Here is a 13,730-nt window from a genome sequence, read left to right as displayed (position 1 = left end):
AGTGCGCGTTTGCGCACGGAGCCGGGACCCATAACCACCGATGCCGGTTACCTAGAAAAGCCGTTGCCTACCTTTCTCAACAAGAACGGCCGCGGCGTACTGGATCCCCCGCTTTCGCGGGGGATGACAGTGAGGGTGAGGCGTCAGCGCGCTTCTACTGCACCCCGAGCGCGACGAAGCGCAGTTCGCCGTCGCCGTTGGAGACCAGCAGCAGCACGGACTTCTTGCCGTCCTTCTTCAGCTGGTCGACGCGCTTCTTGATGTCGGCGGCGCTTGACACCGCCTCCTGCGCCACCTCGACGATGACGTCGCCGGCCGACAGCCGCTTCTCGGCAGCATCGGAGGCGTTGTCGACGCCGGTGACGACGACGCCCTTCACGCTGTCCTTGATCTTGTACTTGGTGCGCAGATCCTTGCTCAGCGCCGCGAGGTCGAGACCGAGCGCCTTCTGGGTCACCGGTTTCTCGGCAGTGTCGTCCTTGGGCTTGGCGTTGGCCTGCTGAACCTTGTCGTTGTCCTCGAGCCGGCCGAGCGTGACCTTGCGGGTCTCTTCATTGCCCTTACGGATGACGACGACGTCGACTTCCTTGCCGACCGCGGTGTCGGCGACGATGCGCGACAGATCTTTCGGGTCCTTGACGTCCTTGCCGTCGAACTTGACGACGACGTCGCCCGGCTCGATGCCGGCCGGCTTGGCCGGGCCCTTGTCGTCGACGCCGGCAACCAGCGCGCCGCGTGCCGGCTTGATGTTGAGGCTGTCGGCGATCTCGTCGGTGACCTGCTGGATGCGAACGCCGAGCCAGCCGCGGCGTAGCTCGCCGAACTTCTGCAACTGGTCGACGACGCCGGCCACCGTCTTCGACGGCACGGCGAAACCGAGGCCGATCGAGCCGCCGGTCGGGGAGATGATCAGCGTGTTGACGCCGATCACCTCGCCATCGAGGTTGAACAGCGGACCGCCGGAATTGCCGCGGTTGATGGCGGCGTCGGTCTGGATATAGCTGTCATACGGGCCCTGGCTGATGTCGCGGTTCTTGGCCGAGACGATGCCCGCGGTCACCGTGCCGCCGAGACTGAACGGGTTGCCGATCGCGACCACCCAGTCGCCGAGGCGGATCTTGTCGCTGTCGCCGAACTTGACCGCGGTGAGCGGCTTCGGCGGCTTGAACTTCAGGACCGCGAGGTCGGTCTTCTTGTCGACGCCGACCAGCTCGGCCTTGATCTTGGTGCCGTCGTTGAGGATGACGTTGATCTCGTCGGCGTCGGCGATGACGTGGTTGTTGGTGACGACGATCCCCGCGGTGTCGACGATGAAGCCCGAGCCGAGCGAGTTGGTCTTGCGCGGCTGGAACTCGCCGCTCTTGTCGCCGCCCTTGCCGGGCGGGCCGCGGCGGTTCTTGAAGAAGTCGTCGAAGAACTCCTCGAACGGCGAACCGGGCGGCAATTGCGGCATCGTCCGGTCCTTGGCCTCGATCGTCTGCGACGTCGAGATGTTGACGACGGCGTCGATCACCTTCTCGGCGATGTCGGCGATGCCCTCGGGGCCGCGTGCGAACGCCGGCACGGAGCTCAGCATGCTCGCAGCACCGATCGAGATCGCAGCTCCCATCATGCGGAGGCGACGGCTCAGGGCTGGTCTGGCAGCGATCATGTCGGAGTTTCTCCAGGCAAACGGGTTCAAATTAGCTGGTCGCAGTATGCGCCCGTGATCACAGAGTGCGCCCGAACGGGCATATGGCGCAAGCATCTCACCCGGGCATTTCGGCGAAAAACCGGCTGCGAGAGGCTCACGATTATGTTCATTCCGGCGCGGTCTGCGCGGTGGAACAGGCAATGATCAGCGCCGCACCAGCCAAATCAGGATCAGTCCCGCAACCGCCGAGCCGATGCCGACGATGCGCAGGATGTTGTCGGGCGTGGCCAGCGCGCTCTTCATCGCCCGGCGCATCCAGGCGGGGCTTGCCGCAAACAGGATGCCTTCGAGCACGAACAGGATTCCCAACCCGATGAGGAAGTCGCCGAACGCTATGGACTTCATCGGATGGCAGCCTCCCGCTCGATGCTTGTTGTTGTTGATTGGCGGCGACGCGGTATCCGCATCGCCGCCAGGTCTTGATTCAAGTCGTGATGTTCAGTCGTGACGTTACTGCTTCGGCGCGGCGGCCGCCTCAGGCGCCTTGCCGTTCGCATTGCCGAAGTATCTGAAGAATTCCGAGTCCGGCCGCAACAGGAAACGCGTGTCGCCGGACTTGAGGCTGTTCTCATAGGCCGTCATCGAGCGATAGAACGCGAAGAAGTCCTTGTCCTTGCCATAGGCCTCGGCGAACAGGCGGTTGCGCTCGGCATCGCCCGCACCGCGTGTTTGCTCCGCGGTCGAGTTCGCATCGGCCACGATCACGGTCGCTTCACGGTCGGCCCTGGAGCGGATCTCCTGCGCCTTCTGGTCGCCCTGGGCACGGAACTCGGCGGCTTCGCGCTGACGCTCGGACTTCATCCGGTCGTACACCGCCTGGCTGTTCTGCTCCGGCAGGTCGGCGCGGCGGATCCGGACGTCGACGACCTCGATGCCGTAGCCGTCGGCCTCCTTGTCGAGCTGCTCGCGAATCCGTGCCATCAGCTTCTCGCGCTCGTCACGCACCACCGTGATGAAGGTGACCTCGCCGAGCACGCGGCGCAGCGCCGCGTTGAGCAGCGTGGTCAGCTGCAGGTTGGCGGCCTGGATCGAGCCGACGCTGGTGTAGTAGCGCAGCGCATTCTTGATGCGATACCGCGCGAAGGCGTCGACCACCAGCCGCTTCTGGTCGGAGGCGATCACCTCCTGCGACGGGTTTTCGAGATCGAGGATGCGCTTGTCGACGTTGATCACCGAATTCCACGGCGCCTTGAAGTGCAGGCCGGGATCGGTGACGACCTCAACCGGCTCGCCGAACCGCAGGACGATGGTCTGCTCGGTCTGCTGCACGGTGAACACCGAGCTGTAGCCGACGGCGAGCACGATGAAGAGGACGATCAGGGACACAATGCCGGTGACAGGGGACCTCATCGGGTGGCTCCCTGCTGCTGGCCGGTCGTGGCCGGTGCTGCTGCCGGACGCCGCGGCGTCAGTTCGCCGAGCGGAAGGTAGGGCACGATGTTCTGGCCCTGGCCGCCGTCATAGACGAGCTTCTCGGAGCTACCGAGCACGCGTTCCATGGTCTCGAGATAGATGCGCTCGCGCGTCACTTCGGGTGCCTTCTTGTACTCATCATAGACTTTCAGGAAGCGTGCGCTCTGGCCCTTGGCCTCGGCGACCGCCTGCTCCTTGTAGCCTTCGGCGGCCTGCAGGATCTGCGCGGAACGACCACGCGCTTCCGGCACGATCCGGTTGGCGTAGGTCTGCGCCTCGTTCTGCTTGCGCTCGAGGTCGGAGCGCGCCGCCTGCACGTCGCGGAATGCGTCGATCACCTGCGCCGGCGGATCGACCTTCTGCATCTGCACCTGCGCGATCTGGATGCCCGCGCTGTAGGAATCGAGCGTCTTCTGCATCAGCTCCTGGACGTTCTGCTCGGTGACGTTGCGCGCCCCGGTCAAAATCGGCTGGATCTGCGAGCGGCCGATCACCTCACGCATCGCGCTTTCGGCGACCGCCTTCACGGTGCCTTCCGGATTCTGGATGTTGAACAAATAGGCGCCGGCCCCGCCCGGCTTGATACGCCACAACACGGTGAAATCGACGTCGACGATGTTTTCGTCGCCGGTCAGCATCAGGCTCTCTTCCGGCACGTCGCGCATGGTGCGGCCGCGCCGTGCGGGATCGTCGATCAGCGTCATGCCGATCGAGATCGTGTTGACGCGCAGCGCCTTCGGCAGCAGCACCGTCTCGATCGGATACGGCAGGTGATAGCGCAGGCCCGGCTGCGCATCGCGGACGTATTTGCCGAAGCGCAGCACGACGCCGAGCTCTTCCGACTGGACGCGGAAGATCCCGGTGGCGAACCAGATCGCCAGCGCGGCGACCAGCACCAGCGCGATGCCCATGCCGCTGAAATGACCGCCGGGCAGCCACTGCTGCAGCCGGTCCTGACCGCGCCGCAGCAGATCCTCAAGATCCGGCGGCCTTGGCCCGGCCGACTGCGGACCTGTGCCCCATGGCCCTTTCGGACCCGAGCCCCACGGCCCCCCGCCTTGATTTTTCCACGGCATCAAACGTCTCCTCGACAAGTCCGGACGGGACGCCCGGCCTCGAATGTCCGGCCCGGTTATAGGGGACCGCTCAGGCCCTTACAACGCAAGCTTCCTGGCCGGACGAGCTATGCGCCGGGCCACAATTGTCAATGCAAACATTGGTTAACCCCGGCCGCGCCGACGATATGTCACATAGGAGAAGTCGACGCTGTCGTCCGGACCTGCCGGATTTCGTACGCGCGCGACCTCGTCCCACACCTCCGGATCGATCTTGCCGAACCGGGTGTCGCCGTCAGGGCTGGCATGGACCTCGGTGATCTCGAGACGATCGGCGATGCCCATCCACTGCGCGTAGATTTCCGCGCCGCCGATCACGGCGATCTCAGTGGCGAAACGCCGCAGCGCGTCACCAAGCGCAATTGCACGGGCGTTTTCGAACGACGTCGTGACGATAGCTCCGCGCGCGCGGTAGTTCGCATCGCGCGTCACCACGATGTTGGTGCGGCCCGGCAGCGGCCGGCGCAGGGACTCAAACGTCTTGCGCCCCATCACGATGGGCTTGTTCAGCGTCATCACCTTGAGGCGCTGCTGATCGGATTTCAGCCGCCACGGAATGGCGTTCCCGCTCCCGATCACGCCGTTCTCGGCGACGGCAACGAGGAGCACGATCTCCATCAGCGCGCTCCTTGCGCGAGTGCCGACAGCGCCGCGCCGGAGACGCGGCAAATCGTCCATTCGTCCATCAGCTCGGCGCCGAGCGACTTGTAAAATGCGATCGACGGCGCGTTCCAGTCGAGCACCGCCCATTGCAGGCGCGCCCAGCCATTGGCGAGGCATTGCTTCGCCAGATGCACCAGGAGCGCCTTGCCGATCCCCTTGCCGCGCAGTGCCGGACGCACGAAGAGGTCCTCGAGATAGATGCCGTGGCGGCCGGCGAAGGTCGAGAAGTTGACGAACCAGACCGCGAAGCCGGCCGGCTCGCCGTTCCATTCCGCGATGTCGCAAGTAAGCCGCGGGTTGGCGCCGAACAGCGCCTCGGCGATATCGGCCTCGCTGGCATGGACTTCGTGCAAGAGCTTCTCGTAGTCGGCGAGCTCGCGGACCAGCGAGAACACCAGTCCGGCCTCATCGGGTCGCGCACGGCGGATGGTCAGCGACATCTAATCCCTCAGACCGCGACTTCAGCCTTGATGTGCGGATGCGGGTCGTAACCCTCGAGTTTGAAGTCCTCGTAGCGGAACGCGAAGATATCCTTCACGTCGGGATTGATCGCCATCGTCGGCAACGGCCGCGTCGGCCGCGTCAATTGCAGCCGCGCCTGCTCGATATGGTTCGAGTAGAGATGTGCGTCGCCGAGCGAGTGCACGAAATCGCCGGGCTTGAGGCCGGTGACCTGCGCCACCATCATGGTCAGCAGCGCGTAGGAGGCGATGTTGAAGGGCACGCCGAGGAAGACGTCGCCGGAGCGCTGATACAGCTGGCAGGACAATTTGCCGTTCGCGACATAGAACTGGAACAGGCAGTGGCACGGCGGCAGCGCCATCTTGTCGACCTCGGCCGGATTCCAGGCGCTGACGATCAGCCGCCGCGAGTCCGGATTGCGCTTGATCATCTCGATCACGTTCGTGATCTGGTCGATGCTGCGTCCATCAGGCGCCGGCCACGAGCGCCATTGCGAGCCGTAGACCGGGCCGAGATCGCCGTTGGCGTCGGCCCATTCGTCCCAGATCGTGACGCCGTTGTCGTTGAGATATTTGATATTGGTGTCGCCGGCGAGGAACCAGAGCAGCTCGTGCACGATCGCCTTCAGCGGCAACCGCTTGGTGGTCAGCATCGGAAAACCGGCCGAGAGGTTGAAGCGCATCTGGTGGCCGAAGATCGACAGCGTGCCGGTGCCGGTGCGGTCGTGCTTCTCGGCACCGTCGGCGAGGATGCGTTCGAGCAGGTCGTGGTACTGGTTCATGGCGTCTGTTTCGGACCCTTCGGGGGAAGCGGCGAACTTAACGGCCGAGGCCGCCGGCCGACACGCTGATTCGGCGGATTGCACCGATTATACCCTGAAAAGTGAGCACCCTTGCGCCAAACGACAAGGGGCGGAACTCACGTTCCGCCCCTGCCCTATCCAATTGATCGCGCTGGCTTAAGTGGTCGGCTTGAGCACCGGGGTCCACTTCGCGATCTCGCTTTTGACGAGGGTCGCGAGCGCCTCCGGCGTGCGGTTGGCGGGCGCCGGGATCACGCTGCCGAGCTCGAGCAGGCGCTTGCGCACATTCTCATCGTCGAGCGCCTTGATGGCCGCGGCGTTCAGCGTGGCGATGATCGCGGGCGAAGTTCCCTTCGGCGCGAAGATCGCGTTCCAGGCCTGGGCCTGGAATGCCGGCAGGCCGGCCTCTGCCGTGGTCGGGACATTGGGCAGCGACGGATTGCGCTCGGGGGTGGCGACCGCATAGGCCTTGATGGTGCCGGCGTTGATCTGCGGCACCGCGTTGACGATCTGGTCGCACATGTAATCGACCTGGCCGGCGACCAGCGCATTCATCGCAGGGCCGGTGCCGTTGAACGGCACGCCGACCGGCTTGACGTCGAGGATCGAGTTCAGCAGCTCGCAGGAGGCATGCGAGACCGAGCCGATGCCGGCATGCGCGGCGTTGACCTTCTCGGCATTGGCCTTCACGTAGGCGACGAATTCCTTCAGATCCTTCGGCGGGAAATCCTTGCGGGCAAGGATCAGGATCGGCGTGCCGGCGAGCAGCGCGACGGGTTCGAAATCCTTTTCCGGATGATAGGCGAGTTTCGGATAGAGCGGCACGGAAGCCGCGTGCGTGCCCATATGTCCGGTGACCAGCGTGTAGCCGTCATTGGCGGCGCGCGCGGCGCGCGTCGTCGCCGTGGTGCCGCCGGCGCCGACCACGTTCTCGATGACGATGCTCTGTCCGAGCGTCTGCGCCATGTGCGCGGTGACGATGCGCGAGATGACGTCGGTCGGACCGCCGGCTGCGAACGGCACGATCATGGTGATGGTGCGCGTCGGATAGGTTTGCGCGGAGGCCGGCACGGTGAATGCGCCCAGCGCGGCAAATGCCGAAAGGCATGCGCCCGCAAGCGAGCGAATGGACATCATCTCAATTCCTCCCGGGAACGTTTTGACCAAATGAAAATGCCGGCCAAAATCGGCCGGCATTTTCATTTCATGAGACGACATCGAGTGTCGATTCGACTTCCGCCTGCGGCACGCCGACGCAGGGCCGGCGCTCCTTGTTTGAGCATGATCTATCCGGAAAACCGCTTCACACTTTTCCGGATCATGCTCTAGCCCTCGGACTCCACGAACACTTCGTCGCGCTTCGCACGCAAGGTCGGCAGCACGGCGAGCACCAGGAGACCCGCCGCGATCGCCAGCAGCACCGCCGACAGCGGCCGCGACAGGAACACGCTCCAGTCGCCGCGCGAGATCAGGAGTGCGCGACGCAGGTTCTCTTCCATCAGCGGGCCGAGCACCATGCCGAGCAGCAGCGGTGCCGGCTCGAAGTCGTGCTTGATCAGCCAGTAGCCGATCAGACCGAACGCGCCCGCGAGAACGACGTCGACCGGCGCGTTGTTCACCGAGTAGATGCCGATCGCGCAGAAGATCACGATCGAGGGGAACATCAGCCGGTACGGCACGCGCAGCAGACGAACCCAGATGCCGACCAGCGGCAGGTTGATGATGATCAGCATCAGATTGCCGATCCACATCGAGGCGATCATGCCCCAGACCAGGTCGGGCTGCTTCACCATCACCTGCGGACCCGGCACAATGCCATGAATGGTCATCGCGCCGACCATCAGCGCCATCACCGCATTCGGCGGGATACCGAGGGTGAGCAGCGGGATGAACGAGGTCTGCGCCGCGGCGTTGTTGGCGCTTTCCGGCGACGCCACGCCCTCGATCGCGCCGCGGCCGAACCGCGACGGATCCTTCGCAATCTTCTTCTCCAACGTATATGCGGCAAACGACGCGATCACGGCGCCGCCGCCCGGCAGGATGCCAAGGATCGAGCCCAGGATGGTGCCGCGCACGATTGCCGGCGCGGAGTCCATCAGGTCCTTCCTGGTCGGCATCAGGCCGGTGATCTTCTGCTGCACCAGATCGCGGCTCATCTCGGCGCCGGCGTCGAGATTGCGGATGATCTCCGCAAAGCCGAACACGCCCATCGCCACCGTCGCGAAGCCGAGGCCGTCGGCAAGCTCGGGGATGTTGAAGGCCATGCGCGAGGCGCCGGTCTCGATGTCGGAGCCGACCATCGACAGCAGCAGGCCGAACACGATCATCGCGATCGCCTTCAGCACCGAGCCCTTGGCGAGCACCACCGCGAAGATCAGGCCGAGCACCATCAGCGAGAAATATTCGGCCGGACCGAACGCCAGCGCGAGCTTGGTCAGCGGCGCGCCGAGCACAGCGATCAGCACGGTTGCGACGCAGCCGGCGAAGAACGAGCCGATCGCGGCGATCGCGAGCGCCGGGCCGGCGCGGCCCTGTCTTGCCATCTGGTGGCCGTCGAGCGCGGTGACCACCGAGGTCGCCTCGCCCGGAATATTGACCAGAATCGAGGTGGTCGAGCCGCCATATTGCGCACCATAATAGATGCCGGCGAGCATGATCAACGCGCCGACCGGCGGCAGGCCGAAGGTGATCGGCAGCAGCATCGCGACGGTGGCGATGGTGCCGATGCCCGGCAGCACGCCAACCAGCGTACCGACCAGTGCGCCGATAAGGCACATCAGAAGATTGATCGGCGAAAGCGCAACGGCAAAACCGTGGGCTAGATTGGCGAACAGTTCCATTGCGCCGCCCTCACTGAATCAGGAAACGAGGGAACATCGGCATCGGAAGTCCCAGCACGTAAGGAAATAGCAATGCGCAGCCCAGCGTCAGACAGGCACCGACGATGGTCGCCTCCAGCCACTTCGTCTCCTCCGAGCCGAGTGCCGCGATCATGAAGCTGGCAAATGCCGTGACGACGAGCCCAAGCGGCCGGATCGACACCGCAAAGAACACGATCGCTGCCGATACGAACAGCGGCCCGCGCCAGGAATAGGCCGCGATATGCGGACCATCCCGCAGAACTCCCACCAGCGCCACCGCGCCGCCGAGCAGCAGCAGCAGCACGGCGAACATGCGCGGCGCAGTTCCGGCGCCGAACGAGAATCCGTGCATGCCCTGCAGATCACTGGAGGCCCACAAGGCAAACAGCGCAACCGCCATCATGGCGAGCCCGCCGACAAAGTCCTGCGGGCCGCGCACCCATTTCGGCAAGATCGATTTGACCGGCGCCTCGCTCGGCGTATCGCTCATGACTTCGCTTCCCCCGTCAGGGCTGTCCCGCCCGTTGTGATTGAATGGCTTGGCTTGTGGTGCGTTGACCGAAAGCCTTGCTAGCGATTTTCGTCAGACAACGCCAGCAAAACCCAAGAGACCTCCGGCAAGCAACATCCATAAGGGATTGATCCGTGTCGCAAAGGCAAGCGCGGCTGCGACAATGGTGATCAGGACCGCGATCCAACTTTGGTCTGATGTCTGCGCCACGATCAGGCCGGAGGCGGCCATCAGGCCGATCGACAGCGGAACCAATGCCGCCTGAATGATCGCCGGCCAGCGCGCGTCGCGCGAGCGATCGAGGAAACGGCTCACATAATAGGCGAGCAGCGCGGTCGGTCCGCACATCGCCACCGTCGCGGCCAACGCCCCGCCGACGCCTGCGACAGAATAGCCTATCAGCGTCACGATCAGCACGTTCGGTCCCGGCGAGAGCTGCGAGATCGCGAACACGTCGGCGAACTGCTTGTCGGTCAGCCAGTGATGCACGTCGACGGCGGCGCGGTGCATTTCGGGGATCGCCGAATTGGCCCCGCCGACCGCAAACAGCGACATCAGGCCGAAGGTCCAGACCAGCGCTGCGATCGGGCTGGACTCCGAGCTCATGCCTTCACCATGCGGCGCGCCAGGACCGTGGTTGCAATGCTGAGCGGGATCGCCACCAGCAGCACGATCTGGAGCGGCCATCGGATCAGACCGATCGCGACGAAAACCGCCGCCAGAATGACGAGACCTGTGACATCGCGCCGCTTCAACAGCGGCATCATCATCTTGAGGACGACGGCGAACAGCAGCCCGACCGCGGCACAGGCGACGCCGGCGAGTGTCCGGCGCAGGACGTCGATATCGCCGTAGCGGGCATAGAGTGCGGCAAGGACGGTCGCGATCACCATCGGCGGTCCGACCAGCCCGGCGAAGGCCGCAAGCCCGCCGGCGATGCCGCGAAAGCGCGAGCCGAATACGACCGACAGGTTGACGATGTTCGGACCTGGCAGGAAATGGCACAGCGCGAAGGTCTCGTTGAACTGCTCCGCCGTCATCCAGCGGTGCTGCTCGACGATCGACCGCCGGGCCCAGACCAGGACCCCGCCAAAGCCAGCCAGCGACATCTTGGCAAAGGCCAGGAACAGCTCGAGCAGGCCGGGCTGGAGGGGCGGAGACGGTACGGAGGCATCCGGCGCCGGGGCGGCAGCCGGCGGGGATTCCGGGGGCATGGGCAAAATCTAGAACGGCGCCAGGACGGTGCCAAGACACAGCGCCAAGACGCCGGCCAACCCAAATCGGCGGGTTTTCACACCTGAACAAGCCTGAATCGGCTCTATTTTTCTCCGTCCGTGCCGCCTATATTGGGGGTGCCGGTTCGCCGGCTATGGAAATAAATGACCGTCGCAATAAACCATTCGGACCCGGGGGCGGTACCCGGCGCCTCCACCAAAACCCATCCGAGCCTCTAGCTTCGGTGGCTTTTGGCGGGGGCGAAATAGGATCGACGAGGGCGTAAAGGGCGTGTTTTTTCTCGGTATGGTTCCGCCGTTATCGGGCTAATGCAATAGTTGCCAACGACAACTTTGCTCCGGTTGCTCAGGCTGCGTAACGCAGTTTGAAAGACCATCTTAAAGTCCTAACGGGTTAAGCTCCGTTAGGCGGGGTTCGGAGGCACCTGGCAACAGAAGCCTCCACTTTATTTCCCGATTGGGCGTCCGCCCGTATTTTCCGCTGCCAGCCCTGCTGATTTCCGGGTCCCGGCGGAGTAGCATGGCTAAAAGGGCGAGTCGGACGGGTCCGGCGATGCCTTGCCGGCATTTTCGAAGCGACAGGAATACGATGGCGACCGATCACATCCGATATGACGTGCTGGCGCGCGACGCGCTGCGCGGGGTGCTGCGCCGGGTCTTGTCCGACGCCGCCGAACATGGCCTGCCGGGTGAGCACCATTTCTACATCACCTTCCTCTCGCACGGCGATGGCGTGAAGCTGTCGCCACGGCTGCTCGCGCAATATCCGGAGGAGATGACCATCATCCTGCAGCATCAGTTCTGGGATCTGGTGGTGACCGAGGACCGGTTCGAGGTCGGCCTGTCGTTCGGCGGGATTCCCGAACGGCTGAACGTACCGTTCGCCGCGGTGACGCGTTTCCTCGATCCGTCCGCACCGTTCGATCTGCGGTTCGACGTCTCGGAGGCATTGCCCGAGGAGGCCCCGCCCGCGACGGCGCCGGCCGCTCCCCTTCCCGCACCGGCCGCCCGGGCGGTGGTCGAGCCCGAGACGGCCGAGACCGAGCAGGAGCCTGCGAAGCCCAGCGAAGGCGCCGAGGTCGTGCGGCTGGACCGCTTCCGCAAGAAATAATCTAAATACCGATCGATCTTCGACCTTGTAGGATGCATTCGAGGGCCGGGATGACAGATCGTCATCCCGGACTATCTTCTGCATGAACGTGCTTCCGCGCGGACGCTGTCGCGTTGCCGCGGCGAAAAGCTGGCGCCCCGCCGAATCACGTTCTGATGACGCAACGGAGAGCATCCATGGCTCAATCGACGACACCATCCAACGCCGCCACCCGTAGCGAGACCGACAGCTTCGGTCCGATCGACGTCGCCGCCGATCGCTACTGGGGTGCGCAGACCGAGCGCTCGCGGCAGAATTTCAAGATCGGCCACGACCGGATGCCGATCGCGATCATTCACGCACTCGCCATCGTCAAGCTCGCCGCGGCCGAAACCAATCGCGAACTCGGCCAGCTCGATGCACGCCGCGCCGACGCCATCATCAGCGCCGCCAGGGAAGTGATCGAGGGCAAGCTCGACGATCATTTTCCGCTGGTCGTCTGGCAGACCGGCTCGGGCACGCAAACCAACATGAACGTGAACGAGGTGATCGCAAACCGCGCCAACCAGGCGCTCGGCGGCGAGCTCGGCGCCAAGCAGCCAATCCATCCGAATGATCACGTCAACATGAGCCAGTCGTCGAACGACTCGTTCCCGACCGCGATGCATATCGCTGCGGCGGATCGCATCATCGCCGACCTGATCCCCGCCCTTACCGAGCTGCATCGGGCGTTGCACCAGAAGCAGGAAGCGTTTGCCAAGATCGTGAAGATCGGACGCACGCATACCCAGGACGCAACACCGCTGACGCTCGGCCAGGAATTCTCCGGCTACGCGGCGCAGGTCGAGAGCGGCATCGCGCGGCTACACTCGGCGGTGAAGGAGTTGTTCCCGCTGGCGCAGGGCGGCACTGCCGTCGGCACCGGCCTCAACTCGAAGCCGGAATTCGCGAGCACCTTCGCCAGGCATGTCGCCGAGATTACCAAACTGCCGTTCACCAGCGCGGCCAACAAGTTCGAGGCGCTGGCTTCCAACGACGCCTATGTGCTGGTGCACGGCGCGATCAATTCGGTGGCGACCGGCCTGTTCAAGATCGCCAACGACATCCGCTTCCTCGGCTCGGGCCCGCGCTCGGGCCTCGGCGAGTTGGTGCTGCCCGAGAACGAGCCGGGCTCGTCGATCATGCCGGGCAAGGTCAATCCGACCCAGTGCGAGGCCATGACCATGGTCTGCTGCCAGGTGTTCGGCAATCAGACCACGATCACCGTCGCCGGCAGCCAGGGCCATTTCGAGCTCAACGTGTACAAGCCCGTGTTGGCATATTGTATGATAAATTCCATTCAGTTGCTATCTGACGTTGTCCGCTCATTTACTGAGCATTGCGTTGTCGGAATACGCGCCGACGAAAAGCGCATCAACGAGCTGATGCAGCGCTCGCTGATGCTGGTGACGGCGCTCGCGCCGAAGATCGGTTACGACAACGCAGCCAAGGTTGCGAAGTCGGCGCACGCACGCGGAACGACGTTGAAGGAAGAGGCTTTGCGGCTCGGATTCGTAACTGCCGACGAATTTGATCGCCTCGTGCAGCCGGACAAAATGACACACCCCGGCTGAAGCGAAGCGCGCAATGTCCGGATAATTACGGTCAGCGCGCGTGATATAATTATGGATCATAACGCCTAAAGGCTAAGGCTGTTTGCCTATCAGCTCTGCGCTGGCGCATGGTACAGACGTCTAGTTTTCGCAGAGCGAAACGGATTCTTTGATGCTATCACAAGCATCAAATGGGGATTCGGGATGGATATCGAGCCGGGCGCTTTGCGCGATCGCTCTTGCTTTCGTCACGATGCATCACCAATTCCGCTCTGGGGACGATGAGGACGACG

Annotated in this window: 13 protein-coding genes, 1 other RNA gene and 1 pseudogene; 3 read left to right on the top strand and 12 right to left on the bottom strand. The window is 64.0% G+C overall.

Going from position 1 to position 13,730, the window contains the following annotated elements; genetic code table 11:
• Window positions 1-154: 154 nt before the first annotated feature.
• The 12 genes and pseudogenes from AC066Y_RS06715 to AC066Y_RS06660 all read right to left on the bottom strand — a co-directional run bounded on the left by AC066Y_RS06715 (window position 155) and on the right by AC066Y_RS06660 (window position 10,734).
• A complete protein-coding gene (locus AC066Y_RS06715; protein WP_456656760.1) occupies window positions 155-1,651 on the bottom strand; it encodes a Do family serine endopeptidase in 1,497 nt (498 codons plus the stop codon).
• Between the two features lie 186 nt (window positions 1,652-1,837).
• Window positions 1,838-2,038, bottom strand: a complete 201-nt coding sequence (locus AC066Y_RS06710; protein WP_092115850.1) for a DUF2065 domain-containing protein — start codon at window positions 2,036-2,038, stop codon at window positions 1,838-1,840.
• A 105-nt stretch (window positions 2,039-2,143) separates the two neighbouring features.
• A complete protein-coding gene (gene hflC, locus AC066Y_RS06705; RefSeq protein ID WP_092115851.1) occupies window positions 2,144-3,043 on the bottom strand; it encodes a protease modulator HflC in 900 nt (299 codons plus the stop codon).
• Window positions 3,040-4,182, bottom strand: coding sequence for an FtsH protease activity modulator HflK (gene hflK / locus AC066Y_RS06700; RefSeq protein WP_478273177.1), 1,143 nt, complete (start codon window positions 4,180-4,182; stop codon window positions 3,040-3,042). Before hflK ends, hflC begins: the two co-directional genes overlap by 4 nt.
• Before the next feature lie 144 nt (window positions 4,183-4,326).
• Window positions 4,327-4,839, bottom strand: a complete 513-nt coding sequence (locus tag AC066Y_RS06695; protein ID WP_478273176.1) for a dihydrofolate reductase — start codon at window positions 4,837-4,839, stop codon at window positions 4,327-4,329.
• On the bottom strand, window positions 4,839-5,324 hold the full coding sequence (locus tag AC066Y_RS06690; protein ID WP_478273175.1) for an N-acetyltransferase family protein: 486 nt from the start codon (window positions 5,322-5,324) through the stop codon (window positions 4,839-4,841). The genes AC066Y_RS06695 and AC066Y_RS06690 overlap by 1 nt, the downstream gene beginning before the upstream one ends.
• Window positions 5,325-5,332: 8 nt before the next feature.
• Entirely contained in the window at window positions 5,333-6,127 is a 795-nt protein-coding gene (locus tag AC066Y_RS06685) for a thymidylate synthase (RefSeq protein ID WP_478273174.1), read from the bottom strand.
• A 177-nt stretch (window positions 6,128-6,304) separates the two neighbouring features.
• A complete protein-coding gene (locus tag AC066Y_RS06680; protein ID WP_478273173.1) occupies window positions 6,305-7,285 on the bottom strand; it encodes a tripartite tricarboxylate transporter substrate binding protein BugD in 981 nt (326 codons plus the stop codon).
• A gap of 188 nt (window positions 7,286-7,473) precedes the next feature.
• Window positions 7,474-8,988, bottom strand: coding sequence for a tripartite tricarboxylate transporter permease (locus tag AC066Y_RS06675; RefSeq protein ID WP_478273172.1), 1,515 nt, complete (start codon window positions 8,986-8,988; stop codon window positions 7,474-7,476).
• 10 nt (window positions 8,989-8,998) lie between these two features.
• Window positions 8,999-9,448, bottom strand: a pseudogene (locus AC066Y_RS06670) (tripartite tricarboxylate transporter TctB family protein); the annotation flags it as partial.
• A gap of 144 nt (window positions 9,449-9,592) precedes the next feature.
• The gene (locus tag AC066Y_RS06665; protein WP_456761710.1) at window positions 9,593-10,126 is read right to left on the bottom strand and encodes a chromate transporter; all 534 of its coding nucleotides are present in this window, start codon (window positions 10,124-10,126) and stop codon (window positions 9,593-9,595) included.
• Window positions 10,123-10,734: a chromate transporter gene (locus AC066Y_RS06660; protein ID WP_478273171.1), complete on the bottom strand. Its 612-nt coding sequence runs from the start codon at window positions 10,732-10,734 to the stop codon at window positions 10,123-10,125. Before AC066Y_RS06660 ends, AC066Y_RS06665 begins: the two co-directional genes overlap by 4 nt.
• A gap of 101 nt (window positions 10,735-10,835) precedes the next feature.
• On the opposite strand from AC066Y_RS06660, the gene ssrA reads away from it, so the two are divergent.
• From ssrA to fumC, 3 genes are all read left to right on the top strand, one after another.
• Window positions 10,836-11,201, top strand: a transfer-messenger RNA (tmRNA) gene (gene ssrA, locus AC066Y_RS06655).
• Window positions 11,202-11,344: 143 nt separating this feature from the next.
• Window positions 11,345-11,866, top strand: a complete 522-nt coding sequence (locus tag AC066Y_RS06650) for an SspB family protein (protein WP_478273170.1) — start codon at window positions 11,345-11,347, stop codon at window positions 11,864-11,866.
• 176 nt (window positions 11,867-12,042) lie between these two features.
• Window positions 12,043-13,458: a class II fumarate hydratase gene (fumC, locus tag AC066Y_RS06645; protein ID WP_478273169.1), complete on the top strand. Its 1,416-nt coding sequence runs from the start codon at window positions 12,043-12,045 to the stop codon at window positions 13,456-13,458.
• The last annotated feature ends 272 nt before the right edge of the window (window positions 13,459-13,730 follow it).

The sequence above is a fragment of the Bradyrhizobium sp. USDA3010 genome, from assembly GCF_056429065.1.
The sequence above is the reverse complement of the archived record's forward strand: the minus strand, read 5'-3'. Positions and strand labels throughout refer to the sequence as shown.

Excerpts from the sequence above, each read along its gene's own strand:
- AC066Y_RS06715 (WP_456656760.1), bottom strand. The coding sequence starts at position 1,651 with ATGATCGCTGCCAGACCAGCCCTGAGCCGTCGCCTCCGCATGATGGGA.
- AC066Y_RS06710 (WP_092115850.1), bottom strand. The coding sequence starts at position 2,038 with ATGAAGTCCATAGCGTTCGGCGACTTCCTCATCGGGTTGGGAATCCTG.
- hflC (WP_092115851.1), bottom strand. The coding sequence starts at position 3,043 with ATGAGGTCCCCTGTCACCGGCATTGTGTCCCTGATCGTCCTCTTCATC.
- hflK (WP_478273177.1), bottom strand. The coding sequence starts at position 4,182 with ATGCCGTGGAAAAATCAAGGCGGGGGGCCGTGGGGCTCGGGTCCGAAA.
- AC066Y_RS06695 (WP_478273176.1), bottom strand. The coding sequence starts at position 4,839 with ATGGAGATCGTGCTCCTCGTTGCCGTCGCCGAGAACGGCGTGATCGGG.
- AC066Y_RS06690 (WP_478273175.1), bottom strand. The coding sequence starts at position 5,324 with ATGTCGCTGACCATCCGCCGTGCGCGACCCGATGAGGCCGGACTGGTG.
- AC066Y_RS06685 (WP_478273174.1), bottom strand. The coding sequence starts at position 6,127 with ATGAACCAGTACCACGACCTGCTCGAACGCATCCTCGCCGACGGTGCC.
- AC066Y_RS06680 (WP_478273173.1), bottom strand. The coding sequence starts at position 7,285 with ATGATGTCCATTCGCTCGCTTGCGGGCGCATGCCTTTCGGCATTTGCC.
- AC066Y_RS06675 (WP_478273172.1), bottom strand. The coding sequence starts at position 8,988 with ATGGAACTGTTCGCCAATCTAGCCCACGGTTTTGCCGTTGCGCTTTCG.
- AC066Y_RS06665 (WP_456761710.1), bottom strand. The coding sequence starts at position 10,126 with ATGAGCTCGGAGTCCAGCCCGATCGCAGCGCTGGTCTGGACCTTCGGC.
- AC066Y_RS06660 (WP_478273171.1), bottom strand. The coding sequence starts at position 10,734 with ATGCCCCCGGAATCCCCGCCGGCTGCCGCCCCGGCGCCGGATGCCTCC.
- AC066Y_RS06650 (WP_478273170.1), top strand. The coding sequence starts at position 11,345 with ATGGCGACCGATCACATCCGATATGACGTGCTGGCGCGCGACGCGCTG.
- fumC (WP_478273169.1), top strand. The coding sequence starts at position 12,043 with ATGGCTCAATCGACGACACCATCCAACGCCGCCACCCGTAGCGAGACC.